This window comes from Gemmatimonas sp., assembly GCF_036405635.1.
Lineage (GTDB): Bacteria > Gemmatimonadota > Gemmatimonadetes > Gemmatimonadales > Gemmatimonadaceae > Gemmatimonas.
On the sequence record NZ_DASWXE010000063.1, the window covers coordinates 1 to 24,602 of the forward strand.

General features: G+C 66.1%; 20 protein-coding genes. 9 read left to right on the forward strand and 11 right to left on the reverse strand.

From position 1 onward, the window contains the following. The 7 genes from VGE27_RS04360 to VGE27_RS04390 all read right to left on the reverse strand — a co-directional run. Positions 1-275, reverse strand: a 275-nt coding sequence (locus tag VGE27_RS04360; RefSeq protein ID WP_331048409.1) for an ATP-binding cassette domain-containing protein, incomplete at its 3' end; no start/stop codon positions are given. Beyond that, complete coding sequence (gene modB, locus VGE27_RS04365; RefSeq protein ID WP_331048410.1) at positions 272-967, reverse strand: molybdate ABC transporter permease subunit; 696 nt, start codon at positions 965-967, stop codon at positions 272-274. The genes modB and VGE27_RS04360, both read right to left, overlap by 4 nt. Before the next feature lie 17 nt (positions 968-984). Next, on the reverse strand, positions 985-1,857 hold the full coding sequence (modA, locus tag VGE27_RS04370; protein WP_331048411.1) for a molybdate ABC transporter substrate-binding protein: 873 nt from the start codon (positions 1,855-1,857) through the stop codon (positions 985-987). A 79-nt stretch (positions 1,858-1,936) separates the two neighbouring features. Beyond that, positions 1,937-3,709 (reverse strand): YbaL family putative K(+) efflux transporter, encoded by a 1,773-nt coding sequence (ybaL, locus tag VGE27_RS04375; protein WP_331048412.1) that lies wholly within the window; start codon positions 3,707-3,709, stop codon positions 1,937-1,939. A gap of 93 nt (positions 3,710-3,802) precedes the next feature. After that, a complete protein-coding gene (locus VGE27_RS04380) occupies positions 3,803-4,003 on the reverse strand; it encodes a hypothetical protein (protein ID WP_331048413.1) in 201 nt (66 codons plus the stop codon). Positions 4,004-4,235: 232 nt separating this feature from the next. Beyond that, a complete protein-coding gene (locus VGE27_RS04385) occupies positions 4,236-4,715 on the reverse strand; it encodes a hypothetical protein (RefSeq protein WP_331048414.1) in 480 nt (159 codons plus the stop codon). 43 nt (positions 4,716-4,758) lie between these two features. Further along, a complete protein-coding gene (locus VGE27_RS04390) occupies positions 4,759-5,427 on the reverse strand; it encodes a TetR/AcrR family transcriptional regulator (protein WP_331048415.1) in 669 nt (222 codons plus the stop codon). A 112-nt stretch (positions 5,428-5,539) separates the two neighbouring features. Here VGE27_RS04390 and VGE27_RS04395 point away from each other — a divergent pair, with 112 nt between their 5' ends. From VGE27_RS04395 to VGE27_RS04410, 4 genes are all read left to right on the forward strand, one after another. Further along, a complete protein-coding gene (locus VGE27_RS04395; RefSeq protein WP_331048416.1) occupies positions 5,540-7,090 on the forward strand; it encodes a TolC family protein in 1,551 nt (516 codons plus the stop codon). A 105-nt stretch (positions 7,091-7,195) separates the two neighbouring features. Next, positions 7,196-8,389 (forward strand): efflux RND transporter periplasmic adaptor subunit, encoded by a 1,194-nt coding sequence (locus VGE27_RS04400; protein WP_331048417.1) that lies wholly within the window; start codon positions 7,196-7,198, stop codon positions 8,387-8,389. Positions 8,390-8,394: 5 nt separating this feature from the next. Further along, a complete protein-coding gene (locus tag VGE27_RS04405) occupies positions 8,395-11,601 on the forward strand; it encodes an efflux RND transporter permease subunit (protein ID WP_331048418.1) in 3,207 nt (1,068 codons plus the stop codon). A gap of 1 nt (position 11,602) precedes the next feature. Beyond that, positions 11,603-12,358: a helix-turn-helix domain-containing protein gene (locus VGE27_RS04410; protein ID WP_331048419.1), complete on the forward strand. Its 756-nt coding sequence runs from the start codon at positions 11,603-11,605 to the stop codon at positions 12,356-12,358. Here the strand turns inward: VGE27_RS04410 and VGE27_RS04415 are convergent. Next, positions 12,350-14,815: a TonB-dependent receptor plug domain-containing protein gene (locus tag VGE27_RS04415; protein ID WP_331048420.1), complete on the reverse strand. Its 2,466-nt coding sequence runs from the start codon at positions 14,813-14,815 to the stop codon at positions 12,350-12,352. The two genes, VGE27_RS04410 and VGE27_RS04415, sit on opposite strands and share 9 nt — an antisense overlap. Before the next feature lie 61 nt (positions 14,816-14,876). Between VGE27_RS04415 and VGE27_RS04420 the strand changes: the two genes are divergently transcribed. Continuing rightward, positions 14,877-15,302, forward strand: coding sequence for a helix-turn-helix domain-containing protein (locus tag VGE27_RS04420; RefSeq protein WP_331048421.1), 426 nt, complete (start codon positions 14,877-14,879; stop codon positions 15,300-15,302). Here the strand turns inward: VGE27_RS04420 and queG are convergent. Both queG and VGE27_RS04430 read right to left on the reverse strand, forming a co-directional pair. After that, entirely contained in the window at positions 15,271-16,353 is a 1,083-nt protein-coding gene (gene queG / locus VGE27_RS04425; RefSeq protein WP_331048422.1) for a tRNA epoxyqueuosine(34) reductase QueG, read from the reverse strand. The genes VGE27_RS04420 and queG overlap by 32 nt on opposite strands. Before the next feature lie 17 nt (positions 16,354-16,370). Next, entirely contained in the window at positions 16,371-16,619 is a 249-nt protein-coding gene (locus tag VGE27_RS04430) for a hypothetical protein (RefSeq protein WP_331048423.1), read from the reverse strand. A 285-nt stretch (positions 16,620-16,904) separates the two neighbouring features. Here VGE27_RS04430 and VGE27_RS04435 point away from each other — a divergent pair, with 285 nt between their 5' ends. From VGE27_RS04435 to VGE27_RS04450, 4 genes are read left to right on the forward strand one after another with little or no spacing between them, the layout of a single operon-like run. After that, positions 16,905-19,781, forward strand: a complete 2,877-nt coding sequence (locus tag VGE27_RS04435) for an ATP-binding protein (protein WP_331048424.1) — start codon at positions 16,905-16,907, stop codon at positions 19,779-19,781. Further along, complete coding sequence (locus VGE27_RS04440; RefSeq protein ID WP_331048425.1) at positions 19,781-21,586, forward strand: putative bifunctional diguanylate cyclase/phosphodiesterase; 1,806 nt, start codon at positions 19,781-19,783, stop codon at positions 21,584-21,586. The genes VGE27_RS04435 and VGE27_RS04440 overlap by 1 nt, the downstream gene beginning before the upstream one ends. Beyond that, complete coding sequence (locus tag VGE27_RS04445; protein WP_331048426.1) at positions 21,583-22,440, forward strand: HDOD domain-containing protein; 858 nt, start codon at positions 21,583-21,585, stop codon at positions 22,438-22,440. Before VGE27_RS04440 ends, VGE27_RS04445 begins: the two co-directional genes overlap by 4 nt. 25 nt (positions 22,441-22,465) lie before the next feature. Next, a complete protein-coding gene (locus tag VGE27_RS04450) occupies positions 22,466-22,792 on the forward strand; it encodes a nucleoside triphosphate pyrophosphohydrolase family protein (protein ID WP_331048427.1) in 327 nt (108 codons plus the stop codon). A 27-nt stretch (positions 22,793-22,819) separates the two neighbouring features. Here VGE27_RS04450 and VGE27_RS04455 read toward each other — a convergent pair whose 3' ends face one another. Further along, a complete protein-coding gene (locus VGE27_RS04455; protein ID WP_331048428.1) occupies positions 22,820-24,274 on the reverse strand; it encodes an alkaline phosphatase family protein in 1,455 nt (484 codons plus the stop codon). Positions 24,275-24,602 lie beyond the last annotated feature (328 nt).

Consider the following 24,602-nt stretch of genomic DNA (forward strand, 5'->3'; position numbering starts at 1 on the left):
GCCGGCAGTTCCACCCGGGCGCGGGCGGCGTTGATATCGAGCAGAACGCGCGCGTCGAGTACGATGCGGCCGGTGACGTGCAGCAGTCCCGCGATGGCACGCAGGGTGAGTGTCTTGCCCGAGCCGGAGGGGCCCACCAAAGCGGCGATGCCACTGTGGATGGTGAATGCGACATCGAGCGCAAACGCCGGCAGCTGGCGCCGAATGGTCACATCGAGCACCGGCAGATCGGCCGCCGCATCGGGCAATCCGCTGATCGTCGGGGCGGAGGTCATCGCGGCAGCTCGCGAGACGGATCGGCTGGTGCACGCCCTGCGCGCGTGAGTGCCCACAAGGCCGCGCCGGTCATGAGCGAGAGCAGCACGGCGAGGCGTGAAGCCCGCGCAAAGTCACCGGCCTGCACGGCGTCGTACACGGCCAGGCTGGCCGTCTGTGTGCGTCCTGGAATGTTGCCGGCCAGCATGAGCGTGGCGCCAAACTCGCCCATGGCCCGTGCGAAACACAGCGCGGTACCGGCCAGAATGCCGCGCCAGGCGAGCGGTGTGGTGACGGTGAGAAAGATGGACCACTCCGAGCGACCCAGTGTGCGGGCCGCGTCTTCGTAGCTGGCGTCGACCTGTTCGAAGCCGCCCTGCGCCGCGCGCACGAGAAACGGAGCCGCGGCCACAAACGTGGCGAGCACCGCGGCGCCTGGAGTGAACACGAGCGGCGCGCCCATCAGCGATTCATACCACTGACCGATCAGACTGCGACGGCCCACCCCGAGCAGCAGGTAGTACCCGATGACGGTGGGGGGCAGCACCATGGGGAGCAGCACCAGTACTTCCAGCAGACCACGTCCACGGAAACGGCGACGCGCCAGCAGCCAGGCGAGTGGCAGACCCACGAGCAGCGCGCACACGGTGGCCAGTGTCGCCACGAACAGCGACAGCGCGAGGGGCCAGGTACCGAGTGCGGGGAGCGACATGCGACGGCGGCGTGTGCCTACTTGTTGCTGCTGTCGCTGTTGGTGTCGCCATCGCTGGCGAACCCAAAGCCGTGCATGGCGTCCTGTGCGGCTTTGCTCTGCAGGAAGGCCAGGAACTTCACGGCCGCCGGCTGCTGTGTGCTGGCCGACAGTACGGCCACGGTTTGCCGCAGCGGGTCGTGCAATGTGGCGTCTACAAGCGTGTGCCCCAGCAGCGATTCACGCGCCACCAGCGACAACGCGACCAGCCCCACGTCGGCGTTGCCGGTGCTCACGAACTGATAGGCCTGTGCAACATTGGCGCCCATCACGATGCGCTGCTCCACCGCTTTCCAGAGGCCGGCGCGCTCGAGGGCCTGTTTCGCGGCCAGACCGTAGGGCGCGTGCGCGGGGTCGGCGATGGCAATGGACTTCACCGTGGACTCGGCGATGTCCTGCAGACGGGCCGGGGCCGGGCAGGGCGCCGCCGTGGACTGCGACACCAGACGCACCGTGGGGCAGCGGGCAATGAGCGCCAGGCGGCCCAGTGCGTAGACGCGTCGGGTGCTGTCGACGATCATCTGCCGCGCGGCCAGTGTGTCGATGGCCTGCGCATTCGCGGCGAAGAACACATCGGCCGGTGCGCCGTTGACGATCTGCGTGGTGAGGTCGCCCGTGGACCCGAACACCAGCACCAGGCTGTCGCCGCCCTGTTCCCGATACAGCTTCGCGATATCGACGAGGGCGAAGCGCAGGTCGGCGGCGGCGAAGGCGGTGAGCACCACACCCGTGTCTTCCGCCGCTTTCTGTCCTGCCGTCCGCTCACCCGCGCAAGCGCCCACGAATGCAAGGCTCGCCAGCCAATACTTGGCGAGCCTTCGCAGTGGGCGATTGACTGAGACCAACGGCATGACCATCCTCGAGAGATTGGTAGCTTGAGGGGGCGTATGCCCCCCGACTCAAGCTAACGCCGGTGCTCTCAGCGTGACGTCAGGCGGGATGCCCGATCATCCGCGCGGCCACCGCTTCCATGTCATGGGCCACCCCATACTCACGCAGGGCATGACGGGTGAGGCTCACGGCCAGCTCCCGTTCTCCCACCAACGCCTGCTTGGCGCCATGCCCCTCGAGGAACGTGCGCTCCTCGTCGCTGTGCGTACGTACCAGCACGGTGATGTTGGGGTTGAGCTGACGGGCCAGCGCCACGATGGCACGCGTCTGTACGGCATCAGGCGCGGCCACCACCAGCAGGCGCGCGCGCTCGAGGTGGGCATCCTCGAGAATGTCGGGGCGCGTGGCATCACCGTAGATCACCGGCAGGTCCCGCTCACGCAGTACCTCGGTGCGCTCGCGGCTGGCTTCAATGACCACATACGGCACCTTGTGCAGCGCCAGCTCGGCGCCGATCGGGGCACCCACACGGCCGTAGCCAATCAGCACCGCATGATCGCGCAGTGAGTCTTCGTTCACGAAAGGCGGCAGTTCCGCGATTTCCCCCACTTCCCGCTCGAACAGGTCGGCCAGACGCGGATGACTGCGCAACCACGCCGCGATTGGTTCAACCGTCTTGAACACGAACGGATTGAGTGTGATGGACAGCAGTGCGCCCGCCACGATGAGTCCTGTGGCTTCGTTCGGCAGCAGGCCGAGTGACACACCCAGTGCCGCCAGGATGAACGAAAATTCACCGATCTGAGCGAGACTGGCCGAAATGGTGAGCGCCGTGTGCAGCGAATAGCGGAACAGCAGCACGATACCGAGTGACGCGATGGCCTTGCCGATCATGATGATGAACACCACGGCCAGCACGTGCACCGGTTCGCGCAGCAGGATCGTGGGATCGAACAGCATGCCCACCGACACGAAGAACAGCACGGCGAAGGCGTCCTGCAGTGGCAGGGCGTTGGTCGCTGCTTCGTGACTGAAGTCGGACTCGCTGACGATCACGCCGGCGAAGAACGCCCCCAGTGCAAAGGACACACCGAACAGCGCTGCGGCACCAAACGCGATACCCAGTGCGACAGCCAGCACGGCCAACGTGAACAGTTCCCGCGAACCGGTGTTCATCACACGCGTCAGCAGCCACGGAATGAGGCGACGCCCGACAATGAGCATGACAGCCACAAACGCTGCGACCTTGGCCAGCGTGACGACCAGTGTCCCCATCAGGCTTCCACCGGCGGCCGGCGCGTGTCCGCCCACGTCTCCGGCGGCAGCCACCGTCTCCGGGGAAGCACCGAGCATCGGCGCGAGCGCGGGCAGCAACACGAGCGCGAGCACCGTGATGAGATCTTCCACGATCAGCCAGCCCACGGCGATGCGGCCATCGGCGGAATCGAGAATGCCGCGTTCCTCGAGCGCCTTGAGCAGCACCACGGTACTGGCCACCGACAGCGCGAGACCGAAAACGATACCGCTGCCCCACGACCATCCCCACCAGTGCGACACCACGGCACCAAGACCGGTCGCCACGGCGATCTGGGCGAGCGCGCCCGGGATCGCGATGCGACGCACCGACATGAGGTCGGCGATCGAGAAGTGCAGGCCCACGCCGAACATCAGCAGAATCACGCCGAGCTCGGCGAGCTGTGACGCGAGGGCTTGGTCTGCGACGAATCCCGGCGTGAATGGGCCCACCGCGACACCGGCGAGCAGATAGCCGAGAATCGGGGGGAGGCGGAAACGCGTGGCCAGCAGGCCGAAGATGAACGCCAGACCGAGGCCGGCGGCGATGGTGGCGATGAGGGCGGTATCGTGGGGCATCAGGTCACGGCAAGAAGCAACAGGCGATTGAAGGCGGATCGAGGCCCCGGCGCACCGGGACCTCGACGCGATGAATCAGGACAACTCCAACAACTACGACTTGGGCTCGCTTGGCCGGCGCATCTCGCGCTGGATGATCATCACGAGACCGACGGCGAGCAGCACACCGGCAAGCCCCAGCAGGGGCAGGCGCAGCGTGATCGGCACAACGATCGCGAGCAGCGCAGGAACGAAACCGGCCATCGTGACGACCAGACCGGTCTCACGGCGATACCACGGAACAACAGATGACATCGAATACTCCAGGTGTCGATGTCTGCTCCGATGCACGCAGAATCCGTCGGTGCCATCCGAGCGGGGCCTTCTATTGGCATCCCTGCTGGCACCCTGAGGATGTCCAGCCGGGCACTCTGACGAAAACGCGCGATCACGGAGATGACATCGTGATCAGTCAGCGGGTCGCGCATCAGGTGGTCGATGCACGCGGGAATCACAGCAGGCGCGCGTCAGGCGCAGCGCCGTGGGGTCAGCCCGGAAACGGTGGAGCGGTCGGGAAGTAGGGCAGCGCGCCGCCATGGGCCGCCAGCCGATGTGTCGTGGTCTGATGCTGCGCGAGCGTGCGACGCGCGGCAGAGGCCAGCAGGCCCGGGTCACGCTGGGGCAACCAGGCCGGAGAGGTCGACGGTGACCCGGAAGCCGTCGGCGCGTGATCGCGCACGATGGCCGTGACACCAGCCACACGGGTGGCGTGCAGCAGCGCACTGGCCGGCGGCGTGGAGATGCGCGCCATGCGGGGGCCACCCGACCGCGGCAGCACCACTCGCGGACCCGATGCGATGGTCTGTTGCGTGTTCTGGAACGTCCAGGTGCCGCTCGCCATCCCCATGCGCTCCGCACTGCGAAGCGACACCGGGACTGCTGGCGAAGGCTGCACCACGTGCAGCAGGGCCAGCCAAAGGACGAGCACGAGCGGCAAGTGCCGCGTCGCGCGCTGCATGGACGGCATTTCCGGAAACTAGCGCGCGGGCAAGTGGTTGCCCACGACGGGCTCAGGGCTGCGGCTCATGGGTCCACAGATAGCCATAGATGGCGCGTCCGAACTCGTCCATCACAGCCCGCTGCTGCGCATGCGGCGTCTGGCAGAGCAGGGAGCCCAGCCCTTCACCGATGGCGTCCATCACATCGGCACGAATCGCACGTTCTTCCGGCGTCGTATGCGGCCAGCGGAGAGTGAACGCCACCAGGATCGCCTCTCGTACGCTCGCGTCTGTGGTCTCGTCACGCGGCAGGCGGTGCCCCGCCGCGTTCACCGCCAGCTCGGGGTACGCCGGCATCCGACTCAGCAGTTCGGTGAACGGCCCAACCAGCCCCCGCACGAACGTGGCCAAGTCCTGGGTCGCCCACTGCGGGGCGTTTTGCCGGATCCCCTCGGCCACCAGCCGAGCCTCCACCCGATGTCGCTCCCGGAGGGCATCGAAGATGGCCTCCTTGGTGGGGAAGAAATGGTAGATGGACCCCACCGAGGCGCCGGACCGCTTGGCGATTTCCTGTACAGAGGTGGCGGCTGCCCCCACTTCCTGCACCAATGCTTCGGCAGCGTCCAGGATCTCCTCGACGCGACGCTGGCCCCGCTCCTGCCTCGGTTCCCGTTTGGCCCCAGGGGCGGATGGGTCGACCGCGCGGTGACTGCCGGTATTGCTCTGATCGCTGGAATCCATGGTGCGGATGGTACCTCCCAAGTCACCAAAATTATAGACGCAAGTTTCTAGTATTGACATTCTAGAACGATGATTCTAATCATTCAAGGCGAACAAACACCCCATTCCACACATGTCCAGCGCCAACTCCACTTATCGTCGGCCTCTCGGTCGCGTCGCCGGCGTCGCCTTGCTCCTCGCTGCGTCCACCACGGCTGCGGCCGCACAGGACCGTGCGACGTGCGCGTCGGGTACGAATTGCACGCAAGTGCGTGCTGACAGCCCCACCGACAGCGCCCAGATGTCGCTCGAGGACGCGCTCCGCCGTGCCCTCGGCAAAAGCCAGGAAGTGCAGCTCGCACGGGCTGCCGTCGAACTCGCCGGTGCCGATGTCACGGCGACGCGCGCTCAGGTGCTGCCGCAGCTGAATGCGTCGCTCAACTACACACGCACCTATTACACCCCCTTCAATGTCCGCGCCGCGCCGACGCCGGACTCGATGAGGTTCCTGCCGGACTCGATGGCCTCCATTCTCGAGCGGTTGCGCTACATCGAACAGAACGCCGGCAAGGCCGCGCTGAGCGGCCTGGGTGGTCTCTTCGGCAACCTGCCACTGGGCCGGCCCAACACGTACGTCGCGGCCATCACTGGCACCCAGGTGCTGTACTCCGGTGGGCGCACCGGCGCCGCGCTGCGCATCGCGTCCGACTACAAGCGTGCAGCGCAGTCCGAGTTCACCGAGCAGGTGAGCCAGATCGCCATGCAGGTGCGCACGTCATATGTGCGGGCCGCGCTGGCCCAGCAGCTCGAAGCGATTGCCCAGTCGGCACTCGATCAGGCGCTGGCGTTTCAGGCGCAGCAGAAGCTGCGACTCGATGCCGGCACGGCTTCGGAACTCGACTTGCTGCGCGCCGAAGTGTCGGCCGAAAACCTGCGGCCGCAACTGGTGGAATCGCGCAATGCGGCCGAAGTGGCCGCGCTCGATCTCAAGCGCCTCATCGACATGCCGCTCACGCAGCCATTGCGTCTGACCACGGCGCTCGACGCTCCCGCAGCGCTGCAAGCCGACACACTCAGCGAGCCCGATCCGACGCGTGTGGCTGCCCAGCGTGCCGCCGTCGCGGTGGCGGAACGTCAGGTGGCCATTCGTCAGCAGCAGGTCAGCATCGCCCGAGGCTCGTATCTGCCGCAGGTGGACCTGCGTGTGAACTACGGTGCGCAGAACCTGCCCAACACCACCTTCGGTTTCACGAACAACCCGTGGAACAAGGACGTGTCGGCGGGCATCGGTGTCTCGTTGCCGTTGTTCACGGGTTTCCGGCGCGGCGCGGAATCGCAGCAGGCGCAGATCGAGCTCACCAAGGCGCGTCTGCAGCTCGGGCAGCTCAAGGAAAGTGTGCAGTTGCAGTACCAGCAGGCCCGCGGTGAACGGCAGCGTGCGCTGAGCACCATCGCGGCGCGCCAGCGTACGGTGGATCAGGCACAGCGTGTGCACGATCTCACTGTGCTCCGATTCGAGCGCGGCTTGTCGACGCAGCTCGAAGTGTCCGACGCCCGGCTCGCGCTCCTGCAGGCGCGCACCAACGTCGCGCAGGCCATCGCCGACTTCCATATCGCCGATGCCAACGTCGAGCGCGCACTGGGTCGCGCGCCCAGTTACTCCATCTTCGGCTCGAGGAACTGAGTCATGTCCGAACAGCATCCTCGCCGTACATCCCGTTCTCTTCTTCGCTCGCTTGCCATGCCGGCTTCCGGATCGATTCCTCCACACCCCGTCGCGCGCCGAACCATGCGGACCACGTCATTGCGGACCATCTCATTGTTTTCCACGGCGCTGTTCACGCTGACGCTGGCCGCATGCGGCGGCTCGGGTGACAAGGCCGCCGATACGGCGACGGCCGATGCCGGCGCCCTCATGCTGGGATCCGAAGACGTGGCGATCGCCACCGAGTCGGATATCGGCAGTGCCATTCTGCTGAGTGGTGCGCTGCAGCCCAAGGACATTGTCGTGCTGCGTGCACAGGTACCGGGTACCATCACCGATCTGCGCGTCGATCGTGGCGCGCGGGTGCAGGCCGGCCAGCGCTTGCTCGCCATTCGCGCGGCGGGTGTGGTGAGTCAGGCGGCTGGTGCCAAGGCCCAGGTGGCCGCGGCCGACGCCAACCTCGCCGTGGCGCGCAAGCAGGCCGAAGCCTCGCGCGCGCTCTTTGCGGCGGGCGCCATCTCGGCTATCGAGAAGGAAACGGCGGAAGCCCAGTTCGAAGCTGCGCAGGCGCAGGCCGCTGCGGCCCGCGCGCAGGCCACGAGTGCCAACGAAGCGGCGGGCTTCGCCACGGTGACCGCGCCCTTCTCCGGCGTGGTGAGCGCGCGCAGCCGTCAGAATGGCGAAGCGGTGGGTGTGAACGACGAGATCCTCACCATCGTCGATAGCCGCGTGCTGGAGCTGTCGGGGCAGATCGGTGTGGCCGATGCCGGTCGAGTGAAGCCGGGCCAGACGGTGCAGTTCTCGCTCGACGCCATGGCCGGTGAAAACTTCCGCGGCCGTGTCGCACGCGTCGACCCGGTGGCCGATGCCGGCACGCGTCAGGTGGGTGTGTACGTGGAGCTGCCCAACGCCAACGGACGCATCGTGGGTGGTCAGTTTGCGCGCGGCAAGATCGACATGGGATCGAGCAAGTCGGTGGTGGTGCCCATCACGGCGGTGCTCGATGCCGCCGCCGATGGCACCGGTGGCCGCGTGTTCGTGATCACCGGCGACAAGCTGGTGAAGCGCGATGTCGTGATCGGTGCGCGCGATGACGCGGCCGGCGTGGTGGCCGTGAAGAGTGGTGTGGCCGCCGGCGAACAGGTCGTGCGCACGCCCAACGGCACGCTGCGCGAAGGCAGCACGGTGAAGGTGCTTCCGTCGGACGGTGCGGCTCCGGCCACGCCGGCGACGACCCCCGCGGCAGCTGATACCACGCCCGCCAAGGCCAAGGAATAATCACCATGTCCAATCAATCTTCAGGTCAGGGCGCTGGAGGCGGCGGAGGACTGAGTGGCGTCGCCATTCGGCGCCCGGTCTTCACGACCATGCTCATGGTCGGCCTCATCGTACTCGGCATCTTCGGCTACAATCGCCTGGCCATCGACGAATTCCCCGACGTCGATATCCCGGTGGTGACGGTGCAGACCATCTATCCGGGTGCCAGCGCCGAAGTCATCGAACGTGAAGTGTCGCGCCGCATGGAAGAAGCGTTCAACCCCGTACAGGGTGTCGATCGCATCACCTCCGTGTCGCTCGAAGGCGTGTCGCAGGTCGTGGTGGAATTCGACCTCGGCCGCGACGTGGACGTGGCCGCGCAGGATATCCGCACCAAAATCGAAACCATCCGTCGTGACCTGCCGGAGGACATCGATCCGCCTGTGGTGCAGAAGCTCGATCCGCAGGCCCAGCCCATTCTCTCGCTGGCTCTCGCCAGCAAGACGATGCCGCTGGTGCAGCTCACCACGTTTGCCGACGAAGACCTGCGCCGTCAGCTCGAATCGGTGTCGGGCGTGGGTGAAGTGCGTCTGGCCGGTGGTCTGGCCCGCGAAATCCGTGTGAACTTGCTGCCGGCCGAACTCGAGGCGCGTGGTGTCACGGTGCCCGAAGTGATGGGCGCGTTGCAGGCGCAGAATCTCGAAGTGCCGGCTGGTCGTGTGGAGCAGGGCGCCAACGAGCGCATCGTGCGCGTGACGGGCCGTATCACCGACGCGAAGCAGTTCGAGGACGTGATCGTGGCCCTGCGCAACGGTCAGCCGGTGCGTGTGCGCGATGTGGCCCGCGTGGAAATCGGTACGGAGGAAGAGCGTTCGCTGGCGCTTGTGAACGGCGAACGGGCCGTGTCCATCGACGTGGTGAAGGTGTCGGGTGCCAACACCGTGGCCGTGGCCGACGGTGTGCAGGCGGCGCTGACCAAGTTGCGCACCACACTGCCGGCCGGCGTGGAGCTGCAGGTCATCCGCGACAACTCGGTGAATATCCGCCACTCGGTGGACGACGTCATCAAGGAGCTGCTCATCGGCGCCCTGCTGACCATCGTGATCGTGATGCTCTTCCTGAACGACTGGAAGGCCACCGCCATCACGTCGCTCGCCCTCCCGGTGTCGGTGATCTCGTCATTCGTGCTCATGAGCATCCTGGGCTTCACGCTCAACATGATCACGCTGATGGCGCTATCGCTGTCCATCGGCATTCTCATCGACGACGCCATCGTGGTGGTGGAAAACATCGTTCGCCATCGAGAGATGGGACGCGATCACTTCACCGCCGCGCGCACCGGTACGGCCGAAATCGTGCTCGCCGTGCTCGCCACCACGCTGGCCATCGTGGCCGTGTTCGTGCCCGTGGCGTTCATGCAGGGCATCATCGGCCGGTTCTTCTATCAGTTCGGTCTCACGGTCGCATGGGCCGTGCTCGTGTCGCTGTTCGTGTCGTTCACGCTGACGCCGATGCTGAGCGCCTGGTGGGGCGTGAACCCCCACGTGGCCGGTGCACATGGTGGCAACTGGCTGACGCGCAAGATCGGCGGGTTCAACATCTGGTTCGATCGTCAGGCCGCCAAGTATCGCTCGATCATCACGTGGGCGCTCAATCACCGGAAGTCCACCATGGGCATCGCGGTGCTGAGCCTGGTGGGTGCGTTTGCGCTCGTGCCGTTCATCGGTGGTGGCTTCATGCCGGACACCGACAACTCCGAGTTCGTCGTGCAGATCGAGACACCGGAAGGCCAGAGTCTCGCTTACACGCAGGAGAAGGCACAGCGCGCCATCGAGTCACTGCGGGGCATGCCGGAAGTGGCGTACACCTATACCACCGTGGGCTCGGGTGCGACGGGTACAGTCACCAAGGGTGAGATCTATGTGAAGCTGAGCCCCGCCGCCGATCGTTCGCGTTCGCAGGCCGAGGTGATGGTCGCGGCGCGTGAGCGACTGGCCACGCTGCATGGCATGCGCTCCAGCGTACTGGTGGCCGGTGGTCTCGGCGGCTCTGTTGCACCGATCGCCGTGGAAATCCGTGGCCCCGACGTGAACGAGCTGCAGCGCATCTCGCAGCTCGCCATGGCCGAGATGAAGCAGATCCCGGGTGTGGTGGACATCAAGTCGTCGCTGGGCGATCCCAAGCCCGAGTATCGCATCGTGCTCGATCGCGAAGTGGCGAACCGTGTCGGTCTCGACATTGGTATGGCCGCGGCCACGATCCGCCCGCTGATGGCTGGTGAAACGGCCACGCGCTGGGAAGATCCGTCGGGTGAAGAGCGCGATGTGGTGGTGCAGGTGGCGCCGGAGTTCCGCCGCTCGGTGGACGACGTGGGTGCCATTCCGGTGCCGACGGCAACACGCACCGCTGGTCGCGTCGCCACCGTGCCGCTGCGTGATGTGGCACGCGTGGAGCAGGGCACCGCGCCGGCGCAGATCGATCGCAAGAGTCTCTCGCGCATCGTGACTATCGCTGCCAACACCGCGCCGGAGATTTCGCTGTCCGACGCCTCCACGCAGATCACCGAGCGCGTGTCCAAGCTGGCGCTGCCGGCCGGCTACACCATCTCCCTGGGTGGTGAAACCGAGCAGCTCGCCGAAACGGGCGGTTACGTGGTGGAAACGCTCCTGCTGGCCATCATCCTGATCTTCCTGATCCTGGCTTCGCAGTTCGAATCCTTCACGCAGCCGATCGCCATCATGCTGTCGCTGCCGCTGTCGCTGGTGGGCGTGTTGCTTGCGCTCATCCTGACGGGCTCCACGCTGAACATGATGTCCATGATCGGTGTGATCATGCTCATGGGTCTCGTGGTGAAGAACGCCATTCTGTTGGTGGACAACGCCAACGAGCGGCGTGCGGGCGGCGCTGATCGGTTCACCGCGCTCGTGGAAGCCGGCGCGGTGCGACTGCGCCCCATCACGATGACCACGCTGGCCATGGTGGTCGGCATGATCCCCGTGGCACTTGGACTGGGCGAAGGTGGTGGATTCCGCTCACCGATGGCCCGCGCCGTGATCGGTGGTCTCATCACCTCCACGATGCTCACGCTGATCGTGGTGCCCGTGGCGTACAGCTACCTCGATGACATCGGCGCCTGGATCAAGCGTCGCATCGTGTCGCCGGAGCGTGAAAAGGAGATCGACGCAGAACGTGAAGCGGCCGGCATGACCACTGGTCCAACGTGGGGAGACTGAGATGACTGCGAACGTCGCATCGGTGCATACCGATACGTCGCGCGCGGCCGGGCTCACCGGGGAGGCGCGTGCGCGCCTCCTCGAAGCCGCGGCCCGCGTGTTTGCCCGACACGGGTCGGCCGGCGCCACCACCAAGCGCATCGCGGAAGTGGCGGGCGTCAATGAAGTGACGCTGTTTCGTATCTTTGGATCGAAGGACGCGTTGCTCGATGCGGCATTGCAGGCCTGTGCGCACGGAGAACACCCCGTGCGTCTGCCCAACACGCCCATCGATCCGGAGCAGGAACTCACGGAATGGTGCGCCGAGGAAGTGGCCCGCCTCTCGCGCTCGTCCGACTTCTGGCGGCAGTGCATGGCTGAATCGGGGCCGCGCCGCCATCACGCGGACGATGCGGGAACCGTGCTGTCGGCCAGTGCCAGCATCGTGCGGGCGTATGTGAATCGCCTCGCCGCGCAGATGCCGCTGGTGAGCCAGCCGGAACGTGAGGCCGCCGTGAGCATGCTGGTGGCGGCCGTGGTGAGCGACGCACTCGCTCGCGACGAACTACCGGTGTTTCATTCGTTGCCGCGAGAACGTGCTCCGGCGTGTTACAGCCGCGCGTTTCTGCGCAGCATCGGCTGGCCGGTGAGCAACAACTTCGACGGGGCCACGACGGTGGGCCGCATGCGCTGGGAGTGGTTCAGCCCGCCGGAGCATGAGTCGGTCGATGACTCCATCGACGGGATCGCCGAGCGCGCTGCCGCCTGGTCAGAGTGACAGGCGGATGCCGGCGTTGGTGGTGAAGCCCACCAGGTCGGTCCAGGCGTCGGTGGCCCAACGGCCACCCATGCCACGTGTGGGCAGTCGCAATGGATCGAATCGCGTCTGCCGCACATTGGTGATGTTCTCGAGATTCACGAAGACCCGCATCGCGCCCATGGGCGTCTTGAAGACCCGTTCGCCGAGCAGGCCCACGATCACATAGGGCCGGCTCGTCTGCCGATAGGGATTCTCCTCGAGGGACTGCTGGCCCGTGTAGTACACCTCGAGTCCCACTCGCTGCACGCCTTCCCACTCCACCGCGCTCACAAGTCCGGCACTCGCCCGCGGCGTGAGTGGCACATCGCGTCGCACGCAGCGCCCCAGTGACTGCTCGGGCGCGCACTCGGTGGCCCGCAGCACCGTCACACTCGCCGTGGTGCGCCATACGGCGCCTTCGCCGTGTTCATCGTCATGCACCTCACGCGGTGTGTCCTTGCGCGCGTTTTCATGACTGTTGGCATTGGCGGTTGGTGCGTCGTCGTCGTGAGCATCGCCTTCGCCACCGAGCGGCCGCGTGAAACGCGCCAGCAACTCACCGCCCCAGGTGCGCGTGGGTGCCGCACTGTTGATCAACTCGATGCGCGTCGCACCATTGGGTGTCGTGCCGCCGGCATCACGCACCTGCAGGGCCGATGTCACGCGCGAGCCAAAGGCCGTCGCATTGAGATCCAGTTGCCCCCATCCCGTGCGCACCGGGCCGCCAATGTCGATCGATCCACCACCCGCGCGCTCGGCGCTGAGTGGGCCCAGTGGCCGCAGTGGTGCGAGCCCGGTCGCTTCGGTTTCTTCCGTGAACGGCGTGGGCGCAAACGCACCGGTGCCAGCCGAGAAGCGCGCGGTCCAGCCGTCGAGCGTGGGCACATCCGGAGCGCGCAGGAGCATCGACACGCGCGGATTGAACACCGTGCCATAGTGACTGTGAAAGTCCACGCGCGCGGTCGTCGAGAGCGACAACCACCGCGTGGCGTCCACATCGGCCTGCAGGAACGCGGCAGGTGCGGTGAACGTGTAGTCGAATGCACCGAACGTGGTGTTGCGATAGCGATCCTGCTGCGCGGCCACACCGGCCACGTACACAGCGCGGTTGGTCGGCTTGGCAATGGTCGCTTCTGCGAACCAGGTGCCGTGGTTGTCCTTCTCCGACTGTGCACCCATCACGTGATCGTGTCGCTGCTGCATGGCCGATGCGCGCAGCGACAACACGGCCGGACGGGCGTCGGAATCGGTGTCCTCACCAGTTCCGTCGCCCAGGGTCCATCGCAGCAATCCGCCCACATCCCCGCGCCGCGTGCGCAAGGATTCTCCGAATGACCCACCACCAGGAACCGTCGCGCCGGGCACTGTGCCTCCCGTGCGATCTTCCACGGTCACGCCGGTGGTGAGGAACGCCGACCGACCGCGGCCGTTGTCGAGATAGAGCCGCGGACGCACCACAAATCGCTCATACCCCGGCAGGTCGGTCCAGCCATCGGTGTCGAGATCGCGACGACTCTGCCGATGGGCACCAGCGAGCAGCGTGTATCCCACACCATCCGCCGGACGCCCCGATCCGAAGTACACCGCGTCCGATCCGCCGCGCGAAGTCTGGTTGAGCAGGATGGTGCGTTCCGGGTCATCGGCCGGGCGGCGGCTCACGAGATTGATCACGCCGCCCAGCGCCGAACTGCCATACAGCGCCGACGCCGTGCCCTTGATGACTTCCACGCGGCCCAGATCCACCGGCGGGATCTGCAGCAACCCGAGGCCACCGGCCTGTCCGCCATAGAGCGGCAAGCCATCGGCCAGAATGAGCGTGTAGCGTCCGCGCAGGCCCTGCACGCGTACGTTGGCACCGCCAAGTGACGGATTGGTGGTCTGCACACGCAGGCCGCTGGTCTCGTTCAGCATCATGGCGATGTCGCCGGGGGTCATCGCCACCTTCTCGGCGATTTCCTCCTCGTCGATCACCTCCACGCGCAATGGCGTGTCTTCCACGCGCCGCTCCGAGCGGGTGGCCGACACGACCATGCCCGTGAGCTCGGTGTGCAGCGCCTCGATGGTGACCACGAAACTCGTGTCCTGATTGGCCACCAATTGCGCGCGCAGCGTGTCCGGCCGGAAGCCCACGCGAGTGGAGAGGAAGGCACGAGCGCCGGGCGTCACTTGCAGCGTGGCTGTGCCGCGGGCGTCGGTCAGGGCGCTCACGGTGTCGGGTGTCGCGGCCGTGGGGTCGATCAACGCGCGCACGCGCACACCCGGTACCGGGGCGCCGTCGTGTTGCACGGTGATGCGGGCCGTGGCGCGTGGGCCGGCGGCCGGCGGGGCGTCCTGGGCTGCGGCGTCCAGAGGCGCGAGCGTGGTGCCAGCGATGGCGAGGCCGGCCAGACAGGCCAGTTTCAGGGCAGACAAAGTGGGGCGGGATGAGACCGTCATGCCCACAAGCTATTCTTTGTAGTGACTACAAGGTCAACGGCTTCCCTTCACCGCAAGACGTATGACGAGCACCGATGCAGGCCTGATCATCAGCGAGCTGGCCGAGCACACCGGCACCACGCCCGAGACGATTCGGTACTACGAGCGGGTGGGGGTACTGCCAGCGGCCGACCGGAAGGGCAACGGGCGCTATCGCCGCTACGGCGCCACCGATGTGCAGCGCCTGACGTTCATTCGGCGCGCCCGGGACCTTGGATTCTCGCTCGATGTGGTGCGCAATCTGCTGCACCTCTCCGAGCAGCCCGATCATCCGTGCGATGAAGTGGATCGACTGGCGCGTGAGCAGCTCGTGGCAGTGGATCGCAAGCTCGAGCAACTGCTCACGCTGCGTGATGCACTCTCCAAGCTCACCCAGTGCTGCGACAGCGGACACGCGATGTCCGAGTGCCGCATCCTCAATTCGCTTGGCGCTCCAGGACGCGCGTGATCGCCCACGTGGCGTGCTCGCGCACCAGCGGCTCTTCGTGCAACTCGGCCGCCGCTTCCAGCACTGGCAGATCGTCTGCCGTGCCCACATTGCCCAGCACCACGGCGGCGTTGCGCTGCAGCATCCACAGCTTGGCGCGTTTCATCGCCGAACCGCGAAACGTCTCGCGATAGTCCGCTGCATCCATCATCAGCACCGAGCGCGCCATGGCTCGTGGATCGTCCTCCTCGAAGAACGATCGTGCCTGGAACTCCTCGAACCGGATGGGCTGCGAAAACCGCCGGTTCCATGGACACACGTCCTGGCAGATGTCGCAGCCATACATCCAGGACCCGATGGCCGGGCGCAGCGCTTCGGGGATGCCCTCACGCAGTTCGATGGTGAGGTAGCTGATGCACCGCCGCGCATCCACAGTGCGGGGGGCAGTGATCGCTTCGGTGGGACACGCGTCCAGGCAGCGTGTGCACGACCCGCAGCGATCGGCTTCGAATGGCGCGCTGGCCTCGAGCGGATGCGCGATGAACAAGGAGGCGAGAAACACGAACGACCCCGCCTGTGGCGAGATCAGCATGGCGTTTTTGCCGAACCAGCCGAGCCCTGCACGCTGCGCGAGATCGCGCTCGAGGATGGGCGCGCTGTCCACGTACGGACGGGCGTCGATGGACGTGCCCACTTCCTGCTCCAACCAGCGGTGCAATTCACGCACCCGCTCTCGCAGCACTTCGTGGTAGTCATCACCGCGGGCGTATCGCGCGACGGGGCCCGATGGCTCCCGTCCGCCGTATGACGCGGCCAGCACCAGAGCATGCGTGGCCCCGGGGTGTGGACGCCGGCTGTCATGCCGCAGCTCGGCGCCGGGGCCATCGAGATATCCCATGTTGCCGTGATGCCCGGCCGCCAGCCAGGCATCGAATTCTGCGCGTGTCACAGGTTCACCCAGTTCGGCGATGCCGGCCGCATCGAACCCCAGCCCGTAGGCTTGGGCAATCAGTCGCTGGCTGAGCGACGACGTGGGCGAGGAGCTGGCGGGAGGCACGACCGGAGTGATCACGCGAGCGCCGCGGTGGTTCAGGGCTGGCGTCCGAGCCAGCGCGCAAAGGCGATCACATCACCGGCCGGCGGCACGGCGTGTTCGTCGCCATACGCCGTGTACATGCGCCAACGCACGTATGTCATCGCGGGCAGTGGCAGGAATGGCAGGCGACGGTACCAGTGCCGATGGCGGAAGCGCCACGCGACCCGCAACAGGTCGACGGCCAGCGCCGGGTTCAGCAGCGCTCGCAGTGCCAGGGTCGTCGTCAGGGAAATCCACGCCATCCGGGCAATATAAACAGCGCTGGGCATGGAAGCCTGAAACGGTCGTGCCAGTGGTGTGACGGTGCCCGGAGAAAGCTGGGACCACTTGTACGAATCATCCCGGATTTCGCACCGGTTTGGTGGTTTCTCCCTCTGAACACCATCAAGCGCCTGTTGCGCGCCGCCGATACTCGACAGCGGACGCCGACGCTGGTGCCGCTGCTGCTTCCGTCTCCCGCGACGGGCACCCGGATCGATTGATCCAGGCGTGGCCGTCACCGGGAATTTCCGCACCGTCGTCGCCCGATGCCTGTTCAGCCGCCCTCAATCTCACGTCCCCGTCGCCGCCTGCGAGCCTGGTGGACGGATGTGTTGCAGTTCGTGGCGCTGACCATGCTGGTCGAGATCGCGCTGTACGAAGCGGTGGTGCTGGCACCCATCGATGTCAGCGATGGTGTGCGTGGTCTGCTGAACGCACTCGGTCTCGCCGTGGTGGTGGGGCCCCTGGTCGGCTGGACGCTCTACCGCCGCCATGTCGATGCCCGCCTGAGCCAGGTGCAAACGGGCACGTTTCGCGTGCCGGGCAGCCCGCACCGCCGCGTCCGCATTGCCGTGCATGCCTCGCTACTGGTGTTCGCCGCCCTCGTGGGCGGTGCACTGTGGGGACACCTCAAGGCCGAAGACAATCGGCGTGCGGAAGGGGAACTGTCCACGCTGGTGAGCCGCCAGCGCCTGCACAGCGAACGCATCATGCGCTTTGCCGGTGCTGCCGACTCCGAGCCCACCGAAGTCCGGCATCTCACGAACGAACTCGCGTCGTTGCTCGATGAAGCGCGACGCATTGATCAACTGACCGCACGCCTCAGAAATGGCGACACGCCCACGGCGCACTCCGCCTGGGGGGTGCTGGTTCGCAACCGCGCCGATCGCGAGGCGTTGCACACCAGCGTCGAGGCGCTGACGCCGCTGCACACGCCGGTTGAGCGGTCCACTGCAGTCGCGATGATTCAGCTTCGCGCCGAGGCCCTGCGGGCGCACACCGAGGTGGTGCTCGATCTGCTGCAACGTCATCAGGCCGAGTCGGTGCAGCGTGGTATTCGTGCGGCCTGGGTGATGGCCGCGTTGCTCTTTGCACTGCTGCTGGGCATCGCACTGGTGGTGGTCGAACCCGCTGTGCGATTGCTGCGCCGGCAACATGTGGCCGTGGCCACCCGCAGTGTGGAATTCGAGCGTCTCGCACAGGTCGCACAACGCACGGCCCAACAGCTTGCCGATGCCCAGTCCATGGCACACCTCGGCAGCTGGTCTTTCGACACCGCAACACGCCAGTTGCAGTGGTCCGATGAGCTGTTCGCGCTGTTCGGGCGCGATCGTGCCCAGGGGGCGCCGACGCCGGAAGAAGTGGCCGATGAGCACTACCATCCGGAAGATGTGCCGGTGCTGCGCGCCGCCATTCAGCGCACCTTCGACAGCGGTGAGCCGTACTCTGTGTTGCTACGCACTTCCGGTCGCAATCCATCGGTACGTTGGGTGCGTGGGGAAGGACGTGTGCAGCGTCGTGCCGATGGCACGCGCGTGGGACTCATTGGCACCGTCATGGATGTCACCGAGGCCATCGAGCGCGAAGACGCCCTGCGGCACGCTCAGCAGTACGCCGAGGCGGCGAATCGCAGCAAGAGCGAGTTCCTCGCCAACATGAGCCACGAAATCCGCACGCCGCTCACGGCAATCCTGGGTCACACCGACCTGTTGCGTGAGGAGGCGGTGCGCAGCGCCGCGCCGCGGGATCAGCTGCAGGCACTGGAGACCATTCAGCGCGCGGGTGAACATTTGCTCGCCGTGCTCAATGACATCCTCGACATCTCGCGCATCGAGGCTGGTCGACTGGAGATCGAACCCGTCGCATGTGATCTGCCCGCACTGCTGCTCGAGGTGGAAAGCCTCATGCGCGCCCGTGCGGCCGGCAAAGGACTCACGCTCGAGACACGTTTGCGCAATGCCGTGCCGTCGCGGGTGACTGCCGATCCGACGCGCGTGCGGCAGATCCTCATGAACCTCGTCGGCAATGCGGTGAAGTTCACCGAACACGGTCGTGTCACCATCGAGGCGGGCGCCGAGTTGGTGGAAGGACAGGACTGGCTCGCCATCACCGTCGATGACACCGGTCCGGGCATGTCGGACCAGCAGGCGACGGGGCTCTTCCAGCCCTTCACGCAGGCCGACGGCTCGGTTACCCGGCGCCACGGTGGCACAGGGCTCGGGCTCACCATCTGCCGACGTCTGGCCACGCTTATGGGCGGTGACGTGCGTCTGCTGCATACAGCGCCGGGACGGGGCTCGCACTTCGAACTGCGGTTGCCGTTGCAAGTCATCGCGGCATCACCATTTGTCGACCAGTTGGACAGCGCGCGGCTCGAACATGCCGATACCGTGGCCGCTGTCGTGCAGCGTCCGGCCGTACTCTCGCTGCGCGGACGCATCCTGCTGGCGGAAGATGGTGAAGACAATCAGCGTCTCATCGCGTTGTTGCTGCGCGCCGCGGGAGCCGACGTCACGGTAGCCCCCAACGGCTGTCAGGCGCTGGAGGCACTGGAGTGGGCATCTGCAGCAGGGGCGCCGTTCGATCTGCTTGTCACCGACATGCAAATGCCGGAGATGGACGGCTATACGCTGACGGCTACGTTGCGCGCACGCGGCGAGACCATGCCCATCATCGCGCTCACGGCGCACGCCATGGCCGAAGACCGCGCGCGTTGCCTGCAGGTTGGGTGTGACGACTACGCCAGCAAGCCGATTGATCGCGCGGCACTCATTGCGACCTGCGCGCACTGGCTGCGCACGGACGCCGACATTTTTCCGGACATCCTGCGCAGTGAGATGGCAGGCGAACCGGAATTGACCGTGCTCGTGGCAAAGTTTGCCGAAGCACTACCCGACCGGGTGGGCACGATTGCCGAAGCCCTACGGGATGGAAAGCTCGACCGCGCCGCTCAGTTTGCCCACCAGCTCAAGGGAGCGGCGGGCAGCTACGGTTATCCGGCCGTGAGTGATCTGGCGCGTGAGCTGGAGCAGCAGATGGTGCGGGACGGCGCCGCCGCGTGCGGCACGACGATGGATCGATTGCAGCAACTTGCCCGCGCGGCACAGCGCGGGGCGCAGGATATGACTCTGGAGTGTATGTGATGACTGATCGACGACGGGAAGACTGGCGCCGCCTGGCCCAGCCGCCGGCCAAAGTGTTGCTCATCGATGACGACGCGGACATTCATGCGCTCGTCGAGGCAATGCTGCGCCCACTCAACGTGCAGTTCGCCAGTGCCCACGATGCGCGCGGCGGGGTGGCGCAGGCCATCGCGATGCGTCCGGATCTCATCCTGCTCGATCAGGAGCTTCCGGACGCGACCGGCGTGGAAACGCTGCCGCAGCTCCGCCAGCACCCGTCACTCGGCGATGTGCCGGTGGTGGTCATCACCGCCAGCGAACAGCGCGATGTGCTCACCGCGTGTTATGAAGCCGGCGCCTCGGACTACATCCGCAAGCCGTTCTTCGGCGCTGAGCTGCGCGCCCGCGTGCAGTCGCTCATCGAACGGCGGCGCATGCTGGACGACCTCGGTCGTGCGGCGCACATCGACCCGCTCACCGGCCTGCCCAACCGCGCCCTCTTGCAGTGGCGCCTGCAGCACGCCATCGACCGGGTGCGGCTCAATGCCGAAGAGTCGTTCTCGCTGATGTTCATCGATTTCGATCGCTTCAAGCTGATCAACGACAGCCTTGGCCACGCGTTCGGTGACATGTTGCTCACCGAGCTCGCCCAGCGCTTGCGCACCAACCTGCGCGTGCATGACAGCGTGGCCCGCGATGTGGGCGGCTCCACGGTCGCCCGACTGGGCGGTGACGAGTTCATCGTCATCCTCGAGGGCACGCATGATGCCGCTGCCGCTGAAGCGGTGGCCGACCGCCTGATCGAGATCATCGAGCTGCCGTATCATCTCGAGCAGCATATCGTGCGGTCGAGCGCCAGCATCGGTATCGTGCACAGCAGCGAAGGATACACGGAAGCGGCCGATATGCTGCGCGATGCGGATATCGCCATGTACGAGGCCAAGGCACGCGGCAAGGGCTGTCATGCCCTGTTCACGAGCGACATGCGCGAAGCGGTGCGCTACCGCATGCAGCTCGAAAACGCGCTGCGGGAGGCCATTGGCACCGAGCAGATGTACCTCGCCTATCAGCCCATCCTGTCGCTCGAAGACCGACGCCTCGAGAGCGTGGAGGTGCTGTTGCGCTGGCGGCATCCGGAGCTGGGGAGTATCTCACCCGCGCAGTTCATCCCGATCGCCGAAGAAACGCGTCTGATCCTGCCATTGTCGGAAATCGTGTTGCGCGAAGCCTGCCGGCAGTTTCTGCGCTGGCGCAGCGAAACGCCTGATTGGGCGCCGCGCTACATCAGCGTGAATCTCTCGCGCGTACAGCTCACCGACCCGCAGTTGGCCAAGCGTACCATGGCTATTCTCGACGAGCTCGGGATGCCGCCCGAGTGTCTGCAGCTCGAAGTCACCGAATCGCACATCATGCAGCAGCGATCGCTGGCTGCCGATCTCATGGCCGAATTCAAGAGCCATGGCGTACGTCTGGCCATGGACGACTTTGGCACCGGCTACTCGTCGCTGTCGTGTCTGCAGGAGTTCCCGTTCGACACCCTCAAGGTGGATCGCGCCCTCACGGAAAACATCAGTCGCGGACGGGGCTACTCGGCACTGTTGCACGCCGTGATGTCGCTGGCCGAGAACCTCGGACTCGAGGTGATCGCGGAGGGAATCGAGCGTGTGGATCAGCTCGTGCTACTGCAGGCGTTGGGTTACACGTATGGACAGGGATTTCTGCTGGCGCGTCCGCTCACCGCGGATGCGCTCGAGGACTGGTGGCGGTCGAACGCCGTCGCCGGCAACAAGCTGGGCATCAGCCCGAATGCGCAGGAGGCTGCGTGAAGGATTTCATCATCCGCGCGACATTGAGCCGCGTGGGCGCTCTGGCCACGCTCCCCGATGTCGCGCTGCGCATCATGCGGGTGGCCGAGAATCCCGCGGCCACCGAGGAGATGGTGCACGACATCCTCATCTCCGATCCGTCACTCGCGGCCCGAGTGCTCAAGGTGGTGAACTCGGCCTTCTACCGACGGCAGCGTGAAGTGTCCACGCCGCGTGCGGCGATTCGGCTGCTCGGGGTGGAGGCCATTCGCAGCATCGCACTGGCGGCCAGCCTGCATCGGCTGTTCCGCGGTCGGCGCAGCATTGTCGGTTTCGACCCGGCCGACCTGTGGGCGCACAGCGTCGCGGTGGGCACGGCGGCGCGTGCGGTGTCCTTGCGCACAGGCATCGGCCTGCCAGAGGAGGCCATGCTGGCCGGCCTGCTGCACGACATCGGCATCATTGTCGCGATGCAGGCCTGGCTCCCTGAGTTCACGCTCATCATGCAGCGGGCCGGCACGCCTGGCGCACCCACATTCCGGGAGCTCGAGCTCGAGCAGATCGGCGCCACGCACGAGCAGTTCGGCGGGGCGTTGTGCGATGCGTGGAACTTCCCGCCGTCGCTCGGCCTCGCCTGCCGCTATCACCACGACTTCTCCGGTCTGTCGGGCGATGAGCAACGATGGGCGGCGCTGATTCACCTCGCGGATGTACTGGCAGCCCAGTTGGGGATCGGCTACGTGCACACTGTGGAGAGCAGCTCGCCGCACCCCGGCGCGCTCAGTGTGCTGGGCATCGACAGCATCGAACTCGAGTCGCTGCTGGACGAACTGGAAACCGAGCTGCCGCACGCAACCACACTGCTCGCCGCCTGATATTCCGCTGAATATCTTTGGGGGCATGACCCTCGACGAGTATCAGCAACTGGCGGCGCGCACCCTTGGGCGCGATCGCACACACGAACAGCAACTGGCCAACGCCGCCCTCGGCCTCACCGGTGAAGCCGGGGAAGTGGCGGAAGTGATCAAGAAGCACCTGTTCCATGCCACCCCGCTCGATCGCGATGCACTGGCGAAGGAGTTGGGAGACTGTCTCTGGTACATTGGTGCTTTCGCCACCGTGCTGGACATGTCGCTCGACGACATCGCACAGCGCAACATCGACAAGCTGCGCAAGCGCTATCCGGAAGGTTTCGATCCCGAGCGCAGCCGCAACCGCACGGAGTAGAACGACTGCGCGCGGTTTCTCAGCGGTTCACCCTGCCCGAAGAAATGATCGCGCCTCGGCCTGCTCCAGTGGCGGCAGTCCCAACAGGTCGAGCGCGCTCGGTACGACGTCGGCCGTGCGCTGCGGCGCGCGCGCCGGCGCCAGGTCGAGCAGCAACGGTGTGGACATCTGGTCACGCAGCAGCGCGCCGTGCGTGGATACATGGGTCACCGGCTCGTATCGGGCGCGCAGATCCCATTCGCGACTGGCCGAGATGATGATGTCACCAGCGCGGGCGGATGGGGCGAGCAGGGCCAGCTGCACCAGCGCGTCGGGGTAGTCGGTGTCCACCGATGCCGTCCACGCGTCGAAGGCATCGAGTTGTTCGAGCGTGCCGCCCAATTGCAGCGGATCGCCACCGTTCACCGACCGGTAGGACCATCGTTCCCGGCTGAATTGATCGGCTGGTGTGTGCACGATTTGTGCAGCACCACGCGACGCATGCTCCACGCGGGTGATCGTTTCCGATTCGGCCACCACCAAGAGGTCCACCGAGGGACGGGTCAGCAGGCGATCGTGCAGGCGATGCCAGCGCGCGGGTTGTTCACCCCACCAGCGCCGTGTGCGGTGTTGTGGCTCGAGATAGATGTGTGCCATCGCATTGCCCCCGACCATCAGCGCCACGTCGGGTCGGCGCGTGAAAAGCCCCGGATGTGCGAGCACGCGCAGCGACTCACTCTCCAGCCAGCCATGCAGGTCGTCGTGCTGCTTCACCGGCGCGTGACCGTGGTCGCCCACCAGCCACACATGCAATCGATCGCCCCAGCCATCGCGATCGGCATGCGCCTTGGCCATGGTGACCGCCTGTTCGATGTCCAGCACGGAACGCCGCACGATCTCGGAAAACGGCCCGCGCTGATGGGCGAACTTGTCAGGACCCGTCACCGCCAGCACCGAGAAGCGCGGGCGTACCTGCGCAAACCGATCGAGAAATTGCTGGGTCGCCATCTGTTCCACGCGACGCCATGTCTCGAGATCACCACGGAAATGGGCTGCTGCGACGCGCCACATCCACGCAATGGAACGCCCGATGCGTCCCTGCGATGCGCCACGCCCAAGCATGCTCATGGCGCTCAGCGAAGGGCGTGCCAATTCAAAGAGTGTGGGAGCCGTTCGGTCCACATCATGATCGACATGCCAGATGTCGATGCCGGCATAACTCCGTGCCTGTGCAGGAGCCCACTTGAGGGAACGGGCGCGGTCGTACCAGCGCAACCCGGGCAGTCCCACACGCGCCGGATGGCGTCCCATGAGAAACGGCACGTACGCTGGCCCCGTGACCGAAGGGAACGACGCGCTGACTTCGTGGTAACTGCCACGAGTGCGCAACGCGGCCAATGTGGGCACGTCGCCACGGTCCATGCACTCCGACAGCACATCCGGTCGAAGCCCGTCCGCCACGACCAGCAGCAGGTGCCTGGGCGGGGTGATATCATGCATCATGCGTTCACATCGTAGCGGATGGACCGCGCTATCGGTGCCCCCGCATCTCCCACCGAATTCCTCATGGCCAAGCCCCGTCGTTCCGCTGCTGGAAAGACGCCTGAAAAGACGTCGTCCCGCACTCTCGCCAAGACGACCCGAGCCGTAGCAAAGGCGCCCGCAAAAACGTCCACGAAAGTGTCGGCCAAGACCGCCGGCAGGCCCACTGAAAAGAGCGCAAAGCACGTGCCCAAGACCGCCGGTGGCAAGACCGCGTCACCCAGCACCCGCGCCCGCGCCGAGCATGCGTCGCTCGAGGGGCTGAAGGAGCGCACGGAGGAAGGGCACC

What these genes read in the sequence shown, in the direction of transcription:
- modB (WP_331048410.1), bottom strand. Translation starts at nt 967, where the DNA reads ATGTCGCTCCCCGCACTCGGTACCTGGCCCCTCGCGCTGTCGCTGTTC.
- modA (WP_331048411.1), bottom strand. Translation starts at nt 1,857, where the DNA reads ATGCCGTTGGTCTCAGTCAATCGCCCACTGCGAAGGCTCGCCAAGTAT.
- ybaL (WP_331048412.1), bottom strand. Translation starts at nt 3,709, where the DNA reads ATGCCCCACGATACCGCCCTCATCGCCACCATCGCCGCCGGCCTCGGT.
- VGE27_RS04380 (WP_331048413.1), bottom strand. Translation starts at nt 4,003, where the DNA reads ATGTCATCTGTTGTTCCGTGGTATCGCCGTGAGACCGGTCTGGTCGTC.
- VGE27_RS04385 (WP_331048414.1), bottom strand. Translation starts at nt 4,715, where the DNA reads ATGCCGTCCATGCAGCGCGCGACGCGGCACTTGCCGCTCGTGCTCGTC.
- VGE27_RS04390 (WP_331048415.1), bottom strand. Translation starts at nt 5,427, where the DNA reads ATGGATTCCAGCGATCAGAGCAATACCGGCAGTCACCGCGCGGTCGAC.
- VGE27_RS04395 (WP_331048416.1), top strand. Translation starts at nt 5,540, where the DNA reads ATGTCCAGCGCCAACTCCACTTATCGTCGGCCTCTCGGTCGCGTCGCC.
- VGE27_RS04400 (WP_331048417.1), top strand. Translation starts at nt 7,196, where the DNA reads ATGCGGACCACGTCATTGCGGACCATCTCATTGTTTTCCACGGCGCTG.
- VGE27_RS04405 (WP_331048418.1), top strand. Translation starts at nt 8,395, where the DNA reads ATGTCCAATCAATCTTCAGGTCAGGGCGCTGGAGGCGGCGGAGGACTG.
- VGE27_RS04410 (WP_331048419.1), top strand. Translation starts at nt 11,603, where the DNA reads ATGACTGCGAACGTCGCATCGGTGCATACCGATACGTCGCGCGCGGCC.
- VGE27_RS04415 (WP_331048420.1), bottom strand. Translation starts at nt 14,815, where the DNA reads ATGACGGTCTCATCCCGCCCCACTTTGTCTGCCCTGAAACTGGCCTGT.
- VGE27_RS04420 (WP_331048421.1), top strand. Translation starts at nt 14,877, where the DNA reads ATGACGAGCACCGATGCAGGCCTGATCATCAGCGAGCTGGCCGAGCAC.
- VGE27_RS04430 (WP_331048423.1), bottom strand. Translation starts at nt 16,619, where the DNA reads ATGGCGTGGATTTCCCTGACGACGACCCTGGCACTGCGAGCGCTGCTG.
- VGE27_RS04435 (WP_331048424.1), top strand. Translation starts at nt 16,905, where the DNA reads ATGCCTGTTCAGCCGCCCTCAATCTCACGTCCCCGTCGCCGCCTGCGA.
- VGE27_RS04440 (WP_331048425.1), top strand. Translation starts at nt 19,781, where the DNA reads ATGACTGATCGACGACGGGAAGACTGGCGCCGCCTGGCCCAGCCGCCG.
- VGE27_RS04450 (WP_331048427.1), top strand. Translation starts at nt 22,466, where the DNA reads ATGACCCTCGACGAGTATCAGCAACTGGCGGCGCGCACCCTTGGGCGC.
- VGE27_RS04455 (WP_331048428.1), bottom strand. Translation starts at nt 24,274, where the DNA reads ATGATGCATGATATCACCCCGCCCAGGCACCTGCTGCTGGTCGTGGCG.